Here is a 17,075-nt window from a genome sequence, read left to right on the forward strand (position 1 = left end):
CCACCGAATAACTAAGGTTTCCTGGGGAAGGCTCGTCCTCCCAGGGTTAGTCGGGACCTAAGCTGAGGCCGATAGGCGTAGGCGATGGACAACAGGTTGATATTCCTGTACCAGTTGCTTTTGTTTGAGCGATGGAGGGACGCAGGAGGCTAAGGAATGCACACGATCGGAAATGTGTGTCCAAGCAACAAGTCTGAGAACGAGTGAAATGCTTTTTCTCTCAAGGACAAGTTGTGATGGGGAGCGAAATTTAGTAGCGAAGTTCCTGATGTCACACTGCCAAGAAAAGCTTCTAGTGAGAAAGTAACTGCCCGTACCGCAAACCGACACAGGTAGTTGAGGAGAGAATCCTAAGGTGTGCGAGAGAACTCTCGTTAAGGAACTCGGCAAAATGACCCCGTAACTTCGGGAGAAGGGGTGCTGACCGCAAGGTCAGCCGCAGTGAATAGGCCCAAGCGACTGTTTATCAAAAACACAGGTCTCTGCAAAATCGAAAGATGACGTATAGGGGCTGACGCCTGCCCGGTGCTGGAAGGTTAAGAGGAGAGGTTAGCGCAAGCGAAGCTTTGAATTGAAGCCCCAGTAAACGGCGGCCGTAACTATAACGGTCCTAAGGTAGCGAAATTCCTTGTCGGGTAAGTTCCGACCCGCACGAAAGGCGTAACGATTTGGGCACTGTCTCAACGAGAGACTCGGTGAAATTATAGTACCAGTGAAGATGCTGGTTACCCGCGACAGGACGGAAAGACCCCATGGAGCTTTACTGCAGTTTGATATTGCGTGTTTGTATCACATGTACAGGATAGGTAGGAGCCAATGATACCGGGACGCCAGTCTCGGAGGAGGCAACGGTGGGATACTACCCTTGTGATATGACCACTCTAACCCGCTGCTCTTAGCGAGCAGGGAGACAGTGTCAGACGGGCAGTTTGACTGGGGCGGTCGCCTCCAAAAATGTAACGGAGGCGCCCAAAGGTTCCCTCAGAATGGTTGGAAATCATTCGTAGAGTGTAAAGGCAGAAGGGAGCTTGACTGCGAGACCTACAAGTCGAGCAGGGACGAAAGTCGGGCTTAGTGATCCGGTGGTTCCGCATGGAAGGGCCATCGCTCAACGGATAAAAGCTACCCTGGGGATAACAGGCTTATCTCCCCCAAGAGTTCACATCGACGGGGAGGTTTGGCACCTCGATGTCGGCTCATCGCATCCTGGGGCTGTAGTCGGTCCCAAGGGTTGGGCTGTTCGCCCATTAAAGCGGTACGCGAGCTGGGTTCAGAACGTCGTGAGACAGTTCGGTCCCTATCCGTCGCGGGCGTTGGAAATTTGAGAGGAGCTGTCCTTAGTACGAGAGGACCGGGATGGACACACCGCTGGTGTACCAGTTGTTCTGCCAAGAGCATCGCTGGGTAGCTATGTGTGGACGGGATAAACGCTGAAAGCATCTAAGCGTGAAGCCCCCCTCAAGATGAGATTTCCCATCACTTTAAGTGAGTAAGACCCCTGAGAGATGATCAGGTAGATAGGTTGGGAGTGGAAGTACAGCGATGTATGGAGCGGACCAATACTAATCGGTCGAGGACTTAACCAATTTTTAAAAGATGAAAACTCAAGCGGTGTTTTCGGGTTCCCTTTAATTTTGTAGATTCAGTTTTGAGAGAACAACGTTCTCTAATTAAAAATGTGCGGTGACGATGGCAAGAAGGTCACACCTGTTCCCATCTCGAACACAGAAGTTAAGCTTCTTAGCGCCGATTGTAGTGAAGGGTTTCCCTTTGTGAGAGTAGGACGTTGCCGCGCTTTTTTTGTATAGTTAATTATTCCGCAATAGCTCAGTTGGTAGTAGCGCATGACTGTTAATCATGATGTCGTAGGTTCGAGTCCTACTTGCGGAGTTTTTTTCTTAATATGAGTTATTAGCTCAGTTGGTAGAGCATCTGACTTTTAATCAGAGGGTCGCAGGTTCGAGCCCTGCATAACTCATTTGCGGGTGTGGCGGAATTGGCAGACGCACTAGAATCAGGGTCTAGCGCCGCAAGGTGTGGGGGTTCGAGTCCCTTCACCCGCATTAATTGAATACGCCGGCTTAGCTCAGTTGGTAGAGCATCTGATTTGTAATCAGAGGGTCGAGGGTTCGAATCCTTTAGCCGGCACCATTCGCGGAAGTAGTTCAGTGGTAGAACATCACCTTGCCAAGGTGGGGGTCGCGGGTTCGAACCCCGTCTTCCGCTTCAAATTTAGATAGTGCTTTGCACTGTCTTTTGCACCCATAGCTCAATTGGATAGAGTACTTGACTACGAATCAAGCGGTTACAGGTTCGACTCCTGTTGGGTGCATTTTTCACATATTTATCACCGGGAAGTAGCTCAGCTTGGTAGAGCACTTGGTTTGGGACCAAGGGGTCGCAGGTTCGAATCCTGTCTTCCCGATTCAACAAATCTTCACGGGGCCTTAGCTCAGCTGGGAGAGCGCCTGCCTTGCACGCAGGAGGTCAGCGGTTCGATCCCGCTAGGCTCCATTTTCATTTTGGCGGTGTAGCTCAGATGGCTAGAGCATCCGGTTCATACCCGGAAGGTCATGGGTTCGACCCCCTTCGCCGCTATTATACCTTGCTTTGGACCTTTAGCTCAGTTGGTTAGAGCAGACGGCTCATAACCGTCCGGTCGCAGGTTCGAGTCCTGCAAGGTCCATGAAAAATTTATCAGCTTATGGAGGATTACCCAAGTCCGGCTGAAGGGAACGGTCTTGAAAACCGTCAGGCGTGTAAAAGCGCGCAAGGGTTCGAATCCCTTATCCTCCTTTAGTGGCCTCAGGCCATTGTATTGTCATGGCTGTTGGCGCTTTAGCGACATTACAGACATGATACACTTGAACGTAAGTTCACAGTGTTTCCTTATTATTATCGCGGGGTGGAGCAGTTGGCAGCTCGCCGGCTCATAACCCGGAGGTCACAGGTTCAAGTCCTGTCCCCGCAATCATCATGATTGTCGCTGCTTCAGCAGCTTACAAGCATGATACACTTGGGCGCAAGCCCACAGTGTAACCTCATAAAAGTTTTACGCATGGTTCCGTGGTGTAGGGGTCAACATGCCTGCCTGTCACGCAGGAGATCGCGGGTTCAAATCCCGTCGGAGCCGCCATGCGGGTGTAGTTTAGTGGTAAAACCCCAGCCTTCCAAGCTGATGTCGGGAGTTCGATTCTCCTCACCCGCTTTTTTTAAGAAGGGCCTATAGCTCAGCTGGTTAGAGCGCACGCCTGATAAGCGTGAGGTCGATGGTTCGAGTCCATTTAGGCCCATTGATAAAGCAACAATATTAACAGAAAATTTCTTGTTATGGGGAAGTACTCAAGTGGCTGAAGAGGCGCCCCTGCTAAGGGTGTAGGTCGTTAACGCGGCGCGAGGGTTCAAATCCCTCCTTCTCCGTAGCTTTATCAAAAAAATAAAAAAACATGGTCCGTTGGTCAAGCGGTTAAGACACCGCCCTTTCACGGCGGTAACACGGGTTCGATTCCCGTACGGATCATTGTCATGGTTGTTACAGCTTCGGCTGTTTTACAGACATGATACACTTGAGCGTCAGCTCACAGTGTTTCTACACCTGGAGGTTTAGCTCAGCTGGGAGAGCGTCTGCCTTACAAGCAGAATGTCGGCGGTTCGATCCCGTCAACCTCCATTGGTTCCGTGGTGTAGGGGTCAACATGCCTGCCTGTCACGCAGGAGATCGCGGGTTCAAATCCCGTCGGAGCCGTTTTCTAAATTTTTATTTTGGTCTGATAGCTCAGTTGGTAGAGCACTTGATTGAAGCTCAAGGTGTCGGCGGTTCGAATCCGTCTCGGACCATTTTTTATATGATGGAGGGATAGCGAAGTGGCTAAACGCGGCGGACTGTAAATCCGCTCTTTCGGGTTCGGCAGTTCGAATCTGCCTCCCTCCATTCTTATTATGGCGATCGTGGCGAAGTGGTTAACGCACCGGTTTGTGGATCCGGCATTCGTGGGTTCAATTCCCATCGGTCGCCCTCTTTATTGGGCTATCGCCAAGCGGTAAGGCAACAGACTTTGACTCTGTCATTCGTTGGTTCGAATCCAGCTAGCCCAGTTTTTTCAAATAGTAACACCTCGGCGGTATAGCCAAGTGGTAAGGCACAGGTCTGCAAAACCTCTATCACCGGTTCAAATCCGGTTACCGCCTTTCCATGAGTAAGATGGAAAATTGCATTCTTCATATCATGCCGGCGTGGCGGAATTGGCAGACGCGCTGGACTCAAAATCCAGTGCCCGCGAGGGCGTGCCGGTTCGACCCCGGCCGCCGGTATCACACAAAACAGGCTCCTGACGATGACAGCATCGTTGGGAGCCTGTTTTTTTTTTTCATAGTTATACACGAAACTGAAAGGAATATTTGAAATTGTTTCATTTTAAGTATATAATTCGTTGTAACTTACAAAAAGAAACTTACTCTCTAAGAGGTGAACAAGATGCTGACCAAAGAAGAATTGCCATTTTGTCCGGTTGCGACAACCGTTGATCTGATCGGAAATAAATGGAAACTGCTGATAATGCGAGAATTGTTGACTGGGACCAAGCGTTTTAATGAAATGCACCGATTGGTGGATGGCATCAGCCAAAAAGTATTGACCGAAAATCTTCGGAAAATGGAGTCTGATGGGATTGTGAAACGGGAAGTATTTCCTGAAGTGCCACCCAGAGTGGAATATTCGTTAACCGATCTTGGAGATTCCTTAAGACCGATCATCAACAGTATGAGTGATTGGGGAACCGATTATATCAAAAATAATCTTTTGGAACAAAAATAATCGAGTGTAGGCAAATGAAAAGTGGGTCGCGAATCCAGTATTTTCTGTTATCCGATGCAGAGCCAAAAGCTATATCATTTTCATCCTCCCTTTTGAAGCGTTATAATGCTTCAAAAGGGAGCTTTTTTTTACAATCAATTGGTGTAACTATCCTTATTGCTGTAGCTTACAAAAAGGTAAGTACCTGATAAAAAAGTGCGTACTATTGTAAGGGCATCTTTAAAGATATAGTAAGAGTATGGAAAGAGAGAAATATCAGTGAGGCATTAAGTATGTTAGACCAGCACTAAAGCCATTCTTGTCTATGTTGCTTGTGCGAAGAAGCTGGTTCAGCGGTAATTTTCGGTGAGTATCTGTTGAATGGGGGAATGCGGGTAATGATAGATCCTTTATTGGTATTTGCAACAATCTTTGATACTGACATTAAGTTTGCCATTATGTCCCTGTTCCTTTACTACCCGAGCATGAGCTGCAATGACATCGTCCGAATGACGGGTGAGAAAAAAGAAAATGTCATCACCAGTCTGTGGCGACTGCAAATGGATACGATTGTGGTCAATCAGATTGAGGACGACAGAAACTGCTATTACTCCTTGACGAGCAGCGGCACAGCCAGTTTGAAGGTATTTAGCGAGATAGCAGATTTTTCGGAGCGTTGTTTGAAGTGAAAGGAGGTCCAAAATGCTAGTTGATGACATACTGCAATACTTTCAAGAGAATTTTAGTCAATATTTGATTTACGTTTACCAGCACCTTGGATTGAGTATCCAGGCAATCGGAATTTCTTGTCTGATCGGCATTCCGCTGGGATACATCAGCCACCAGCACCGGAAACTCAGCCAGATGATCACCCTCAGTTCCCAAGCCTTGCGGATCATCCCCAGTTTGGCGGTCCTCTTTATATTGATCTCCTTCATAGGCGTCGGAAGGGTTCCAGCTTTGATCGCATTGGTGTTGCTGGGCATTCCGCCGATTTTGGTCAATACAACAGTCGGATTCCTGGAAGTTCCTGCTGTGATGATCGAAACGGGAAAGGGTTTGGGGATGACCGATCGGGAGCTCTTGAAAAGGGTAAAGATTCCGCTGGCTTTTCCTTTTGTGATGACTGGTGTGAAGCTTGCTTTAGTGGAAATCATCTCGAGTGCGACGCTGGCAACATACATCGGTGCTGGTGGATTAGGAACATTGATTTTTACAGGATTGGGTTTGAACAGGATGGATCTGCTTCTCATTGGAGGGGTATCGGTAGCGATGATTGCCTTCACGACAAGCATCTTTCTTGATTACATAATTAAAAGGAGCGTAAATTAAATGAAAAGAAATAATATTATCAGTACGATTGCAATGTTGGCCGTAGCACTTATAGTCTCAGGGTGTTCAAGTTTGGGTGGCGGAAGTACGGAAGATACAGTCATCCGAGTGGGTTCCAAGGATTTTACCGAAAACTTAGTTGTTTCGGAAATTTATGCCTTGGCTTTGGAAGATGCCGGTTATGAGGTTGAACGGATCCCGAATATCGCCAGCTCGGTCGTTCATACATCGATCACCAATGATGAAATCGATCTTTATCCGGAGTATACAGGTACAGGTCTGTTGGTAATATTGGAAATGGAGATGGAAACCGATCCGCAGAAAGTCTATGACACAATCAAAGCAGAATACGCAGAGCAGTTTGATCTGACTTGGTTGGATTATGCGGAAGCCAATGACAGCGCTGGGCTGGTCATCAAAACGAGCGTAGCCGAAAAATACGGCATTGAGACCATTTCCGATCTGCAGAAAAATGCTTCAGAGCTTCGTTTTGCTTCCCAAGGTGAATTCGATCTGAGGGAAGATGGCATTCCTGGATTGACTAAAGCTTACGGAGAATTCAACTGGAAGAGCTCGACAGTCTACGACAACAGCTTGAAATATGAAGTCTTGAAAAATGATGAAGCCGATGTCGCACCAGCCTACACGACGGAAGGTCAACTGACCAATAAAGAAGAATTCACAGTTTTGGTGGATGACAAAAATTTCTGGCCGCCGTATAACTTGGCTCCAGTAATCCGTAATGAAGTATTGGAAGAAAATCCTGAGATTGCAGAAATTTTGAACAACATCAGCAGCATGCTGGATACAGAAACTGTGACCGGGTTGAATGCCAAAGTGGACGTCGATGGACAAGAATATGAAGCGGTAGCGAAAGAATACTTCGAATCAATTAATTAAGGAGGCGTTGAGGCCGCATGGAGCAAACCGCGATAGAATTCAAAAATGTGACGAAGCTCTACGGGGAAGGGGGCACGAAAGCAGTCGATGATATCTCCTTTGAAATTAAGGAGGGCGAGTTCATCACTGTCCTGGGCTCTTCCGGCTCCGGCAAAACGACGACTTTAAAAATGATCAACCGCCTGATCCGTGAAGATGAAGGACACATAACCTTCTTCGGAGAAGACATCAGTTCAATGAACGAAGTGGATCTTAGGCGAAAAATCGGCTATGTCGTCCAACAGATTGGCCTGTTTCCGCATATGACCGTAGCCCAAAACATCGCGACAGTTCCGGAACTGCTGAAGTGGGACAAGAAGAAAATCCAATCCCGCATCAAAGAATTGCTGGAACTTGTCCAACTGGATCCAGAAGTGTTTGCCGACAGAAAGCCGAAACAATTATCCGGCGGGCAACAACAGCGTATCGGCGTTGCGAGGGCGCTTGCCGCCAATCCGAAAGTGATGCTGTTGGATGAACCGTTTGGAGCGGTCGATGCGATTACGCGCCTGCAACTGCAAAATGAACTGCAAAAGATTCATAAAGAATTGGGCGACAAAACTTTTGTGCTGGTCACCCATGACATCAATGAGGCGTTCAAGCTAGGGATGAGAGTTCTGATAATGGACAAAGGCAAGATTTGTCAATTTGATACGCCGCGGGAAATCATGCGGAATCCGAAAACGGAGTTTGTTGCGAACTTGATTGCCACCGTAAAGGAACAAGAGGCATTTTGGAGTGAGTTGAAATGATTGCATACTGGAATACTTACCATGAAAAACTGTTGACCGCCACGATGCAGCACATCGAATTAGTGGGGACGACCCTGACGATTGCGATCCTCATTGCAAGTGGCATAATTCTGGCTTGCATGCATCAGGAACGCGTGATGAACGGTTTGATCTACTTGACGTCATTGCTTTATTCGATCCCAAGCCTGGCTCTGTTTGCCATTTTGATCCCGTTGACTGGCCTGGGAAGGAACACGGCCATCATCGTGTTGGTGATTTATTGCCAATATGTCCTGTTGCGCAGTTTTTCTGCAGGAATCAAGGAAATCGATCCGACCATCATCGAAGCCGCTGTCGGGATGGGCATGACGAGAAATCAAATGTTCAGGAAAATCCAGCTTCCGTTGGCAATGTCATCCATAATCGCAGGGATACGGATCGCCGCGACCTCGACAATCGGCATCGCAACCATCGCCGCAACAATCAATGCGGGCGGATTGGGGACAGTCCTTTTCGATGGCTTGCGGACATTCAGCGTCGTAAAACTGTTGTGGGGCACTGTGCTGTCGATGTTTTTGTGTCTGTTTGTCAATGTCGTCTTGTACTTGCTCGAGAACGCGTTGCGACGGAGATTTGCCTGATTTTTTCAAAGGAGTGATCGCTTGAGTGATATCTGGAACCCGTGGCACGGCTGCAAAAAGGTCAGCCCGGGATGCCAAAATTGTTATATGTTTCATTTGGACAGTCAACGAGGGAAAGATGGCGCGCTGATTTACAAAGTCCAGAGCAGTTTCGATCGTCCGCTGAAAAGGAACCGGCGCGGCGACTACGTCATACCGCCCGGTTCCACGATACGCGTCTGCATGACTTCTGACTTCTTTCTTGAGGAAGCGGACGAGTGGCGCGGCGAAGTCTGGAAGATGATTGAAAAGCGGTCGGACGTGCTGTTCTACTTGTTGACGAAAAGAATCGAACGCGTGAAAGATTGTCTGCCTGAAAATTGGGGAGACGGTTGGGAAAACGTGTGGATGAATGTCTCTGCCGAAAACCAAAAGATGGCCGATAGGCGGATTCCGGTACTCCTAGATCTGCCTTTCAAACATCGAGGCATCATGGCCGCACCGTTGATCGGCGAAATCGACTTGACGAAGCATTTGTCATCCGGAAAAATCGAACGCGTCATCGTCGGCGGGGAAAACTATGACGGGGCAAGGGAATGCCAATATGAATGGGTGCAGAGGATGCACCAAGACTGCGTGATAAATAATGTGAACTTCGAGTTCATCGAAACCGGGAATCATTTTGTGAAGAACGGACGGAAGTATGAAATTTTGGACAAAAGAAAGCAGCAGGAGCAAGCAAAGAAATCCGGCTTGTTTTATGAAGGGCGTGCGGTTTCGGTTCATCTGACGGAAGTTGCCCAGGGCGAATCGGTGCCGCTTTTTCGAACCGACGCCGTGACTTTGTGCGATTCCTGTGCCTACAAGAAATTTTGCGGTACGCAATCCGGCAGCCCCAGCTGCATGTTATCATTATGAAAAATTAAGACAGAGGGTGGAAGAATGAAGGCAGTCGTAGTGCATGAAGCGGGTGGACCGGAAAAACTGGTGCATGAGGAAGTTCCTCTTCCGGAAATCCGGGAAGGCTGGTCGCTCGTGAAGGTCATGGGCTTCGGCATCAACCATTCGGAAATCTTTACCCGAGAGGGGAAATCCCCTTCGGTCAAGTTTCCCCGCATTTTAGGGATTGAATGTGTAGGGATTGTGGAACGTTCGACCGACGAAGAGAGATTGCCGCTCGGTCAAAAAGTGGTGTCGATCATGGGGGAAATGGGGAGAGCATTCGACGGGAGTTATGCGGAATATGCTTTGTTGCCGAATGACCAAATCTATCCCGTCCACACCGATCTGCCTTGGTCCCAACTGGCTGCCATTCCGGAAACCTACTATACGGCTTTCGGTTCCATGAAGAATCTGCGGATCCAATCGTCCGATCAGATTTTGGTTCGGGGGGCAACGAGCGGTGTGGGGGTTGCCTTTGCCAAGTTAATCAGAGCCCAATTCCCCGATATCAGGATTTACGGAAGCACACGAAAAGCCGAAAAGGGCGAGAGACTGAAGGAAGCCGGCTTCACCGACTACGTCGAAGATCGCAACGGCATTTTGGATACCGAGGAGACTTTCGACAAGATTCTGGAATTGATTGGGCCCGCGACGATCAAGGACAGCCTTTCCCATATACGGGAAGCTGGCATTGTCTGCAGCACCGGTCAACTCGGCGGGAAATGGTTTCTGGAGGATTTCGATCCCATCATGGAATTGAAGCACAACAGCTACTTGACTACTTTCCATTCGAATGAAGTTTCCGGTGAAAAGTTGAATGAACTGCTGGCTTACATTGAGGGGAAAGGCGTTGCGGTGGATCCGGAGAGGGTTTTCACGCTCGAAAAGGTTGCCCAAGCCCATGCCTTTTTGCAGAGCCAGAACAGTTTCGGAAAAGTCATCGTGCTGGATCCGAGCGCAAGACGAGAAGAAGCTTCAGAATAGGGTTGCGTTTCCACAGGTTATTGGTTAGAATTTAATGAGAAACACTGGGGGTGCGCGTAAGCGCTGAGACCGACACTGTCGGAACTCTTTGTACCTGATCTAGTTCATACTAGCGTAGGGAATGTGGCGTTTGACTATTCGCATAATAGACATCAAAACGTTATATTTTCTGATTTTCGCATCAGATTATATAGCGTTTTTTAATTTCAGTAGGGGTGCGCAACTGCGCTGAGACCGACACTGTCGGAACCCTTCAAACCTGATCCAGTTCGTACTGGCGGAGGGAACTGAGCTTGGTCTGGAATCCGTACGTATATCCAAGACATCTCAGGGGAGGTGTCTGTTTATTTTCATTCAATTCAGGGAGGAGGGGGAACGGCTCGCATAGGTCAGGATTAAAAAGGAATCATTCAAACTGAAAAGGGGAAAACATTATGAACACAAAAAAATTAGTCACCACTGCCTTGATCATCGCCATGGGGGTAGTCAGCAACAGCATCTTTGTCATCCCGATCGGCATTGCAAAGGTAGCACCGATGCAGCATCTGCTGAACGTATTGACTGCTGTCTGGTTAGGACCCGGATATGCCGTCCTTCAGGCCTTCGGCGTTTCCGTGCTGCGCAACTTGTTGGGGACAGGGACCGTCTTTGCCTTTCCGGGCAGCATGATCGGGGCTATTTGTGCAGGTCTGTTTTATGCCAGAACGCAAAAGCTCGGTTACGCGGCACTGGGTGAATGGATTGGCACCGGAATCCTGGGGTCGTTGGCGAGCACTTTGCTGGCGCAGTTCTTTATGGGCATGGAAGCCGCATTGATGCTCTTTTTGCCGAGCTTCGCGATCAGTTCCGCCATCGGAGCGGGTATGGCTTATTTCATCATCCTGGAAATGGGAAAAAGAAGCGTGTTGGACCGGAACAGAACGTAAGAAAAGGCTGTTATATAAATTAACTAAGAAACAACCGGAACGTGAACCGGTTGTTTTTTTGCCGTTCTCCGAGATATAGCCGCTGATCGAAGCTGGCGATTATTTCCGTTGTTCTCCACCGGTAAACGGGTGAGCATGGTAGCAGGCGACTAACATTAATGCGAAAGAAAATAATTTTCATTAAATAATAATTGAAAAAACTATTTTCATGTGTTATTCTATCAGCGTAGAGAAAAGGCGAAGTCAAAAATGCGTACCTCGCTTTTGGCGTTTGCGCACAGCAGGAGGCAACAAGCAATGACAATCATCGAGGAAATCCAAAACCAGTATTCCGCTTTTTCCGCAAATGAGAAAAAAATCGCGGATTACATTCTCCGGAACAAAGCTTCCATCAAAAATATGAATATCAAGGATTTAGCGGCGAAGGTGGATACATCGACGTCCAGCATCACCCGTTTCTGCAAACATATCAACATCGATGGGTTTGTGGATATGAAGATTGCGTTGCGCTCAGTGACAAGCAACCAGCAATTGAAAGAAATGCCGACCGTCTATGATGATATTTATGGCTACTATACGCAAGTCATCGATGAAACCAATCAGATGATCGAGGATCAAGCAATCGAAACGGTTGTCGATTGGATCAAAAATGCAAAAAAAACCGTGATTTACGGCATCGGCAGTTCCGGATTTACGGCCGCTGAATTGGCGCAACGCTTGATCCGGATGGGCTTGAATGTCACTGGGGTCACCGACTCCCACTTGATGATCATCAACAGCTCGATCATCAAGGAAGACGAATTGGTGATCGCCATTTCCAATTCGGGGGAAACGCCGGAGTTGATTGCGTCATTGGAAATCGCGAAAAAGAAAAAAGCGAAGATCATCGCGCTGACCAGCTTCAAAAACAGTTCTCTGACGAAGCTAGCGGATGTCACCTGCTTCGGTTACCACTCGCGGTTCGTCAACAACACGGTGTTCGTCAATACACAGTTCGGGATGGTGTACCTGATCGATGTGATTTCGACACTCCTGCTGCAGGACAAGGATTTCCAATACAACATGGATCTGACGAGAGCAAATGTACAGGGTTATTCAAAAAAAACGGAATAGCAAGTGGCGCGCATAGCCTGTGTTTTCATGAAAAAAATTCAGGTCATAATCAAAGAGGGGAAAGACAAATGAAAAAAGTAATCATCCATGCAGAAGTGTATACGGGAGAAACGGTCATCGCCGATGGGTTTGTCCGGTTTGGAAAAGAAATCAGCACAGTCGGTAAGATGTCGGAATACGTTCCTGAATCAGGCGAGGAAGTGATCGACGCATCTGAGAGCAGGCTGGTGCCCGGCTTCATTGATATCCACAGCCATGGCGGCTATGGTGTGGACAACATGGACGGCGATGCGGAGGGCATCGATCGGATGATTGCGGCGATGCACCGGGAAGGAATCACCAGTTATTTTCCGACGACGATGACGCAATCTTCTGAAAATATCGAAAAGGCGTTGACCGGCATCCGCAAGGCCGCGGAAAAAAATCCGGTCATCCAAGGCATCCACCTCGAAGGGCCATTCATTTCCGCAGTATTTAAGGGAGCGCAACCGGAAGAACACATCAAACTGCCGGATGCTGCCCTAATGCGCAAGTGGCAGGACTTGAGCGGAGGCTTGATCCGGTTGGTCACTTATGCGCCGGAGACGAGTGATGCGACTGACTTCGAAAAGTATTGCCTAGATAGCCGCATCGTGCTTTCGGTAGGGCATTCAAATGCGGTTCGAAGCCAATTGCAACAATCCGAAGCAACACACATCACCCATCTCTTTAATGCGCAAAGGGGACTTCATCACCGTGAGCCGGGTGTAACCGGACATGCGTTCCTGGAGGAGAATATCTACGTGGAAATGATTGTCGATGGCCTGCATATCAATCCGGAAATGGTGAAGATCGCCTTCAAACAAAAAGGCGCAGACCGTATCGAATTGATTACCGATGCTATGCGTGCCAAAGGGATGGGCGATGGCATCAGTGAATTGGGCGGACAGAAAGTCATCGTCAAAGAAGGACAAGCCCGTCTGGAAAGCGGAAATCTGGCAGGAAGTGTGCTGGAATTCCAGGAGGCTTTCAAGAACATCATCGCCTTCACCGGCTGCAGCATCTTGGATGCGGTGAAGATGAGTTCGGTCAATCAGGCCCGCGAATTCGGTCTGGTGCGAAAAGGGGGCATCGCTCCGGGGAAAGATGCCGATATGGTGCTGCTTTCGGAGACTTTTGCGGTTGAGCGGACAATCAGTTATGGACAGACAGTATACAAGAAAAACGGAAAGTAGGTTACAGATCATGGAAATAATCATTAAAGCGAACCCTGAAGAGGCCAGCCGCTGTGCATTCGAAAAAATCAGGGAAGAAATGAGTAACGGGGCAAAAGTATTGGGGTTAGCCACAGGCAGCACGCCGGTCAGGCTGTACCGGATCATGCGGGAAAGCGAGCTTGATTTCTCGGGGATGACATCGATCAATCTGGACGAATACATGGGGTTGTCCGAGGACAGTCCGCACAGCTACCATCATTTTATGCATGAGCACTTGTTCGATGCAAAACCATTCAAGAAAAACTATCTGCTGGATGGAATGGCTGATGAAATGGAAGAGTGCGCGCAATTCGAAGAAATCATCGCCGCGAATCCGATCGATGTGCAGATCCTCGGCATCGGCACAAACGGACACATTGGTTTCAATGAGCCGGGCACATCCTTTGATTCCCGGACCCAGAAAGTGGCACTATGGCAATCCACGATTGATTCCAACAAACGTTACTTTGCGGATGAAAAGGATGTCCCGCGTTTTGCCTATTCGATGGGGATCCAATCGATCCTCTCGTCAAGACAGATCATCCTGATGGCTTTCGGAAAAGAAAAAGCCGCTGCCGTCAAAGCCGCACTGGAAGGTCCGGTCACGGAAGAGTTGCCGGCGAGTATCCTACAGACCCACAAGCATGTGACCGTGATACTCGATGAAGCAGCGGCACAAATGCTCACGAAAAAATAGTGAATTAGACAATCCGCGGGCTACTCCCCATGAGTCTCCGGATTGTCGTTTTTGATTAAAACGTTTACAATGGAGACAGAGGTAGCATGGAAAGCATGTGATCCAGGAATCCAAGGCGGTGATGGAAATGTTGACTGTCGAGACAGCCAGAACATGGCTGAGCCTGTTCATCGAAAAGTTGGAAGTAAACGAGAAGTATCTGAATACGCTGGATGAATCCATAGGTGACGGCGATCACGGGGCCAATATGCTTCGGGGCGCCAAAGATCTGAAGGCAAAATTAGCGGAAGGGCTTCAGGGAGGGTTGTCAGATCTGTTCAAAATGGCGGGGATGTCTTTCATCCAGAAAACGGGTGGGGCAGCCGGACTCATTTATGGGCAAGTCTTTCTGCATATGTCGGAGGCTTTTCAAGAAGATAACGATCTGATGGACAGCCTGACAAGCGGACTTGAAGGCATCCAAACGTTCGGCCCTACTGAACTGAAGGAAAAGACCTTAGTTGATGTTTGGATTCCGGTCATGGAAGACGTCCGGAATAAGCGCCTGACGTTGGAAAAAATCAATGAATATGTCACAAGCACGAAGGATTTCCAGGCGAAAAAGGGACGCGCAGCCTATGTGTCGGAACAACTGAATGGCCATATCGATCCGGGAGCTGCCTCCTGCGGCTATTTCTTCGAGGCTATGCTGGAAGCGGGGGTGTACGATGAGTGAACAGTACGGCATCTTATTGGTTTCGCATGTTACGGAACTCGCTGAAGGGCTGGCCCGATTGCTGAAGCCTGTAGCAAAGGACATTACCGTGAAAGCAGTCGGCGGAGCGGAAGACGGCGGAATCGGCACTAGTTTTGATAAAGTCACAGCGGCGCTCAATGAAATGCCGGAGCCTAATATATTGGCCTTTTATGATTTGGGCAGCGCCAAGATGAATCTTGAGTTAGTAAGTGAAATGACCGAAAAAAATCTGGTCATTTGCGATGCGGCGTTTGTGGAGGGAGCCTATCTGACAGCGGCTTTGCTGCAGGCGGATACGCCCTATGAAAAAATCCGTGAGCAGTTGCAGGAACTTTACGTAAAATGAAAGACTGAGCAAAGTTGCAGTGACAAAACACAATTAAGAAAAAGACTGCCAAGATGCAGTCTTTTTTTTGGCGTTTTTTTCCATTATTGAAGGTGGATTGTTTCTATATTCTTTCTCGTATTTTTTATCTACAGATTGAATTATTGGTCAATTTAGTGTAAGCTAACACTATAGAAAACGCTTACAATATTAGCACCAAAGATAAGAATGGATGTGATCGGATTGGAAAAAGGAAAGAAAGTGCTTTTTACTGAGACCGTTCTGCGCGATGCGCATCAAAGCTTGATGGCGACACGCATGTCTACGGCCGATATGCTCCCTATCGTGGAGAAAATGGATGAAGCCGGGTATTACGCGCTCGAGTGCTGGGGCGGCGCCACCTATGATGCGGCTATCCGTTTTCTGCATGAAGATCCGTGGGAAAGACTGCGGCAAATCCGCAAGCGCGCTCCCCATGCGAAACTGCAGATGCTTCTTCGGGGACAGAATCTGATCGGGTACCGCCACTATGCGGATGATATCGTGGATCGTTTTGTTGGGAAAGCCGTCGAGAACGGTATCGATATTTTTCGGATTTTTGATGCCTTGAATGACACGAGAAACTTGAAAGCATCCTTGGAAGCTGTCAAAAAATATGGCGCCCATGCACAACTGACAATCTGTTATACCATCAGCGATGTCCACACCATCCCATTTTACACCGACTTGGCCAAGGAACTTACTGAAATGGGTGCGGACTCGATCTGCATCAAGGACATGGCCGGCATATTGACGCCGAAAGTAGCCAAAGAGCTGATTCCGGCCATCAAAGCCGTTATCGATGTGCCTTTAAACATCCACACACATGCCACGAGCGGCGTTTCGCAGATGACCTATATGGCCGCCATCGAAGCGGGTGCGGACATCATCGACTGCGCTATTTCGCCTTTTGCGGAAGGAACAAGCCAACCACCTACAGAATCGATGGCGCTGGTGTTAGAGGAACTCGGATACAGCACAGGGCTGGACATCGCCAAATTGGAAGAAATCGCAGATTATTTCAAACCGATTCGCGACAAGTACATCGCTTCGGGTGTGCTGGACCCAAAGATGCTGTCAGTCGATCCCAAAGCGCTCATCTATCAAGTGCCGGGTGGGATGCTGTCGAATTTGAATTCGCAACTCAAGCAGGCAAAGGCCAGCGATAAATATGAGGCCGTGCTGCGGGAGGTTCCCCGTGTCAGAGCGGACTTAGGTTTTCCGCCATTGGTCACCCCAATGAGCCAAATGGTCGGGACACAGGCCGTTTTCAATGTCCTGACGGGAGAACGCTACAAGATGGTCCCAAATGAAGTGAAGGATTACCTGCACGGAAAATACGGAAAGACACCGGTCCCGGTGAACGACAATTTCCGGCGCAGTATCATCGGGGATGATGCTGTCATCACGGATCGCCCGGCGGATCATCTGGAGCCGGAGTTCGCAAGATTGAAGGCGGAGTTGGGTGACTTGGCGCGTACGGACGAGGACGTATTGACTTATGCATTGTTCCCACAGGTCGGCAAAGCTTATCTGCAGGAAGTCTACTATCCAACCATTCCTGAAGAACAAGCAGAAATAAAAGCGCCATCTCAGGGTGAGACGGCGGAATCAGTTATTCGGATCCAAGCCCGCTACCGCAGTTAAGAGGAAGAGGTGAAAGA

15 protein-coding genes, 25 tRNA genes, 2 rRNA genes and 2 riboswitches (1 of these 44 running past the window's edge) are annotated in these 17,075 nt (G+C 48.6%); all 42 genes read left to right on the top strand.

Going from position 1 to position 17,075, the window contains the following annotated elements; all coding sequences use genetic code 11:
• Positions 1 to 1,586, top strand: a 23S ribosomal RNA gene (locus ACKPBX_RS09350); it begins 1,328 nt to the left of the window's first position.
• Between the two features lie 93 nt (positions 1,587 to 1,679).
• Positions 1,680 to 1,795, top strand: a 5S ribosomal RNA gene (gene rrf / locus ACKPBX_RS09355).
• Between the two features lie 21 nt (positions 1,796 to 1,816).
• Positions 1,817 to 1,890 (top strand) — tRNA-Asn (locus ACKPBX_RS09360).
• Positions 1,891 to 1,905: 15 nt separating this feature from the next.
• Positions 1,906 to 1,978, top strand: a tRNA-Lys gene (locus ACKPBX_RS09365).
• A 3-nt stretch (positions 1,979 to 1,981) separates the two neighbouring features.
• Positions 1,982 to 2,063, top strand: a tRNA-Leu gene (locus tag ACKPBX_RS09370).
• Between the two features lie 12 nt (positions 2,064 to 2,075).
• Positions 2,076 to 2,151, top strand: a tRNA-Thr gene (locus tag ACKPBX_RS09375).
• A 3-nt stretch (positions 2,152 to 2,154) separates the two neighbouring features.
• Positions 2,155 to 2,226: transfer RNA gene (locus ACKPBX_RS09380), tRNA-Gly, on the top strand.
• A 32-nt stretch (positions 2,227 to 2,258) separates the two neighbouring features.
• Positions 2,259 to 2,332 (top strand) — tRNA-Arg (locus ACKPBX_RS09385).
• A 19-nt stretch (positions 2,333 to 2,351) separates the two neighbouring features.
• Positions 2,352 to 2,425: transfer RNA gene (locus ACKPBX_RS09390), tRNA-Pro, on the top strand.
• A gap of 16 nt (positions 2,426 to 2,441) precedes the next feature.
• Positions 2,442 to 2,514: transfer RNA gene (locus ACKPBX_RS09395), tRNA-Ala, on the top strand.
• 10 nt (positions 2,515 to 2,524) lie between these two features.
• Positions 2,525 to 2,598 (top strand) — tRNA-Met (locus ACKPBX_RS09400).
• Between the two features lie 14 nt (positions 2,599 to 2,612).
• Positions 2,613 to 2,686: transfer RNA gene (locus ACKPBX_RS09405), tRNA-Ile, on the top strand.
• A 20-nt stretch (positions 2,687 to 2,706) separates the two neighbouring features.
• Positions 2,707 to 2,796, top strand: a tRNA-Ser gene (locus ACKPBX_RS09410).
• A gap of 103 nt (positions 2,797 to 2,899) precedes the next feature.
• Positions 2,900 to 2,971: transfer RNA gene (locus tag ACKPBX_RS09415), tRNA-Met, on the top strand.
• Between the two features lie 89 nt (positions 2,972 to 3,060).
• Positions 3,061 to 3,136: transfer RNA gene (locus ACKPBX_RS09420), tRNA-Asp, on the top strand.
• Position 3,137: 1 nt separating this feature from the next.
• Positions 3,138 to 3,208, top strand: a tRNA-Gly gene (locus ACKPBX_RS09425).
• A gap of 11 nt (positions 3,209 to 3,219) precedes the next feature.
• Positions 3,220 to 3,293: transfer RNA gene (locus ACKPBX_RS09430), tRNA-Ile, on the top strand.
• Positions 3,294 to 3,332: 39 nt separating this feature from the next.
• A tRNA-Ser gene (locus ACKPBX_RS09435) sits at positions 3,333 to 3,420 on the top strand.
• 28 nt (positions 3,421 to 3,448) lie between these two features.
• Positions 3,449 to 3,520: transfer RNA gene (locus ACKPBX_RS09440), tRNA-Glu, on the top strand.
• A 77-nt stretch (positions 3,521 to 3,597) separates the two neighbouring features.
• Positions 3,598 to 3,670 (top strand) — tRNA-Val (locus tag ACKPBX_RS09445).
• 2 nt (positions 3,671 to 3,672) lie between these two features.
• Positions 3,673 to 3,745, top strand: a tRNA-Asp gene (locus tag ACKPBX_RS09450).
• Positions 3,746 to 3,764: 19 nt separating this feature from the next.
• Positions 3,765 to 3,837, top strand: a tRNA-Phe gene (locus ACKPBX_RS09455).
• Positions 3,838 to 3,850: 13 nt separating this feature from the next.
• Positions 3,851 to 3,931, top strand: a tRNA-Tyr gene (locus ACKPBX_RS09460).
• An 11-nt stretch (positions 3,932 to 3,942) separates the two neighbouring features.
• A tRNA-His gene (locus ACKPBX_RS09465) sits at positions 3,943 to 4,015 on the top strand.
• An 8-nt stretch (positions 4,016 to 4,023) separates the two neighbouring features.
• Positions 4,024 to 4,095, top strand: a tRNA-Gln gene (locus tag ACKPBX_RS09470).
• 22 nt (positions 4,096 to 4,117) lie between these two features.
• Positions 4,118 to 4,188 (top strand) — tRNA-Cys (locus tag ACKPBX_RS09475).
• Positions 4,189 to 4,227: 39 nt separating this feature from the next.
• Positions 4,228 to 4,311: transfer RNA gene (locus tag ACKPBX_RS09480), tRNA-Leu, on the top strand.
• 163 nt (positions 4,312 to 4,474) lie between these two features.
• On the top strand, positions 4,475 to 4,813 hold the full coding sequence (locus tag ACKPBX_RS09485) for a winged helix-turn-helix transcriptional regulator (RefSeq protein ID WP_068561675.1): 339 nt from the start codon (positions 4,475 to 4,477) through the stop codon (positions 4,811 to 4,813).
• A gap of 377 nt (positions 4,814 to 5,190) precedes the next feature.
• Positions 5,191 to 5,481 (top strand): hypothetical protein, encoded by a 291-nt coding sequence (locus ACKPBX_RS09490; RefSeq protein WP_119092754.1) that lies wholly within the window; start codon positions 5,191 to 5,193, stop codon positions 5,479 to 5,481.
• 13 nt (positions 5,482 to 5,494) lie between these two features.
• Positions 5,495 to 6,124, top strand: coding sequence for an ABC transporter permease (locus tag ACKPBX_RS09495; protein ID WP_140186171.1), 630 nt, complete (start codon positions 5,495 to 5,497; stop codon positions 6,122 to 6,124).
• The gene (locus ACKPBX_RS09500; protein WP_319995237.1) at positions 6,125 to 7,024 is read left to right on the top strand and encodes a glycine betaine ABC transporter substrate-binding protein; all 900 of its coding nucleotides are present in this window, start codon (positions 6,125 to 6,127) and stop codon (positions 7,022 to 7,024) included. It abuts the gene before it with no gap.
• A 17-nt stretch (positions 7,025 to 7,041) separates the two neighbouring features.
• A complete protein-coding gene (locus ACKPBX_RS09505; RefSeq protein WP_086629702.1) occupies positions 7,042 to 7,815 on the top strand; it encodes an ABC transporter ATP-binding protein in 774 nt (257 codons plus the stop codon).
• A complete protein-coding gene (locus tag ACKPBX_RS09510) occupies positions 7,812 to 8,435 on the top strand; it encodes an ABC transporter permease (RefSeq protein ID WP_140186174.1) in 624 nt (207 codons plus the stop codon). Before ACKPBX_RS09505 ends, ACKPBX_RS09510 begins: the two co-directional genes overlap by 4 nt.
• A gap of 87 nt (positions 8,436 to 8,522) precedes the next feature.
• Positions 8,523 to 9,332, top strand: a complete 810-nt coding sequence (locus tag ACKPBX_RS09515) for a DUF5131 family protein (RefSeq protein ID WP_319995238.1) — start codon at positions 8,523 to 8,525, stop codon at positions 9,330 to 9,332.
• A 24-nt stretch (positions 9,333 to 9,356) separates the two neighbouring features.
• On the top strand, positions 9,357 to 10,340 hold the full coding sequence (locus ACKPBX_RS09520; protein ID WP_140186178.1) for a zinc-binding dehydrogenase: 984 nt from the start codon (positions 9,357 to 9,359) through the stop codon (positions 10,338 to 10,340).
• Positions 10,341 to 10,376: 36 nt separating this feature from the next.
• A riboswitch (TPP riboswitch) is annotated at positions 10,377 to 10,479 on the top strand.
• 62 nt (positions 10,480 to 10,541) lie between these two features.
• A riboswitch (TPP riboswitch) is annotated at positions 10,542 to 10,643 on the top strand.
• 131 nt (positions 10,644 to 10,774) lie between these two features.
• Complete coding sequence (gene thiW, locus ACKPBX_RS09525; RefSeq protein WP_319995239.1) at positions 10,775 to 11,266, top strand: energy coupling factor transporter S component ThiW; 492 nt, start codon at positions 10,775 to 10,777, stop codon at positions 11,264 to 11,266.
• A gap of 297 nt (positions 11,267 to 11,563) precedes the next feature.
• The gene (locus tag ACKPBX_RS09530) at positions 11,564 to 12,379 is read left to right on the top strand and encodes a MurR/RpiR family transcriptional regulator (RefSeq protein ID WP_319995240.1); all 816 of its coding nucleotides are present in this window, start codon (positions 11,564 to 11,566) and stop codon (positions 12,377 to 12,379) included.
• Between the two features lie 68 nt (positions 12,380 to 12,447).
• The gene (nagA, locus tag ACKPBX_RS09535) at positions 12,448 to 13,593 is read left to right on the top strand and encodes an N-acetylglucosamine-6-phosphate deacetylase (protein WP_319995241.1); all 1,146 of its coding nucleotides are present in this window, start codon (positions 12,448 to 12,450) and stop codon (positions 13,591 to 13,593) included.
• 10 nt (positions 13,594 to 13,603) lie between these two features.
• On the top strand, positions 13,604 to 14,311 hold the full coding sequence (gene nagB, locus ACKPBX_RS09540) for a glucosamine-6-phosphate deaminase (RefSeq protein WP_319995242.1): 708 nt from the start codon (positions 13,604 to 13,606) through the stop codon (positions 14,309 to 14,311).
• A 121-nt stretch (positions 14,312 to 14,432) separates the two neighbouring features.
• A complete protein-coding gene (gene dhaL, locus ACKPBX_RS09545; protein WP_319996425.1) occupies positions 14,433 to 15,026 on the top strand; it encodes a dihydroxyacetone kinase subunit DhaL in 594 nt (197 codons plus the stop codon).
• On the top strand, positions 15,019 to 15,393 hold the full coding sequence (gene dhaM / locus ACKPBX_RS09550) for a dihydroxyacetone kinase phosphoryl donor subunit DhaM (protein ID WP_119092745.1): 375 nt from the start codon (positions 15,019 to 15,021) through the stop codon (positions 15,391 to 15,393). The genes dhaL and dhaM overlap by 8 nt, the downstream gene beginning before the upstream one ends.
• A gap of 285 nt (positions 15,394 to 15,678) precedes the next feature.
• Positions 15,679 to 17,058: an oxaloacetate decarboxylase subunit alpha gene (locus ACKPBX_RS09555; RefSeq protein ID WP_233436764.1), complete on the top strand. Its 1,380-nt coding sequence runs from the start codon at positions 15,679 to 15,681 to the stop codon at positions 17,056 to 17,058.
• The last annotated feature ends 17 nt before the right edge of the window (positions 17,059 to 17,075 follow it).

This window comes from Trichococcus shcherbakoviae (genome assembly GCF_963666195.1).
GTDB lineage: Bacteria > Bacillota > Bacilli > Lactobacillales > Aerococcaceae > Trichococcus > Trichococcus shcherbakoviae.

Excerpts from the sequence above, each read along its gene's own strand:
- dhaL (WP_319996425.1), top strand. The coding sequence starts at position 14,433 with ATGGAAATGTTGACTGTCGAGACAGCCAGAACATGGCTGAGCCTGTTC.
- ACKPBX_RS09555 (WP_233436764.1), top strand. The coding sequence starts at position 15,679 with ATGGCGACACGCATGTCTACGGCCGATATGCTCCCTATCGTGGAGAAA.
- ACKPBX_RS09515 (WP_319995238.1), top strand. The coding sequence starts at position 8,523 with ATGTTTCATTTGGACAGTCAACGAGGGAAAGATGGCGCGCTGATTTAC.
- ACKPBX_RS09490 (WP_119092754.1), top strand. The coding sequence starts at position 5,191 with ATGATAGATCCTTTATTGGTATTTGCAACAATCTTTGATACTGACATT.
- thiW (WP_319995239.1), top strand. The coding sequence starts at position 10,775 with ATGAACACAAAAAAATTAGTCACCACTGCCTTGATCATCGCCATGGGG.
- nagA (WP_319995241.1), top strand. The coding sequence starts at position 12,448 with ATGAAAAAAGTAATCATCCATGCAGAAGTGTATACGGGAGAAACGGTC.
- ACKPBX_RS09510 (WP_140186174.1), top strand. The coding sequence starts at position 7,812 with ATGATTGCATACTGGAATACTTACCATGAAAAACTGTTGACCGCCACG.
- ACKPBX_RS09485 (WP_068561675.1), top strand. The coding sequence starts at position 4,475 with ATGCTGACCAAAGAAGAATTGCCATTTTGTCCGGTTGCGACAACCGTT.
- ACKPBX_RS09520 (WP_140186178.1), top strand. The coding sequence starts at position 9,357 with ATGAAGGCAGTCGTAGTGCATGAAGCGGGTGGACCGGAAAAACTGGTG.
- nagB (WP_319995242.1), top strand. The coding sequence starts at position 13,604 with ATGGAAATAATCATTAAAGCGAACCCTGAAGAGGCCAGCCGCTGTGCA.
- ACKPBX_RS09505 (WP_086629702.1), top strand. The coding sequence starts at position 7,042 with ATGGAGCAAACCGCGATAGAATTCAAAAATGTGACGAAGCTCTACGGG.
- ACKPBX_RS09495 (WP_140186171.1), top strand. The coding sequence starts at position 5,495 with ATGCTAGTTGATGACATACTGCAATACTTTCAAGAGAATTTTAGTCAA.
- dhaM (WP_119092745.1), top strand. The coding sequence starts at position 15,019 with ATGAGTGAACAGTACGGCATCTTATTGGTTTCGCATGTTACGGAACTC.
- ACKPBX_RS09530 (WP_319995240.1), top strand. The coding sequence starts at position 11,564 with ATGACAATCATCGAGGAAATCCAAAACCAGTATTCCGCTTTTTCCGCA.
- ACKPBX_RS09500 (WP_319995237.1), top strand. The coding sequence starts at position 6,125 with ATGAAAAGAAATAATATTATCAGTACGATTGCAATGTTGGCCGTAGCA.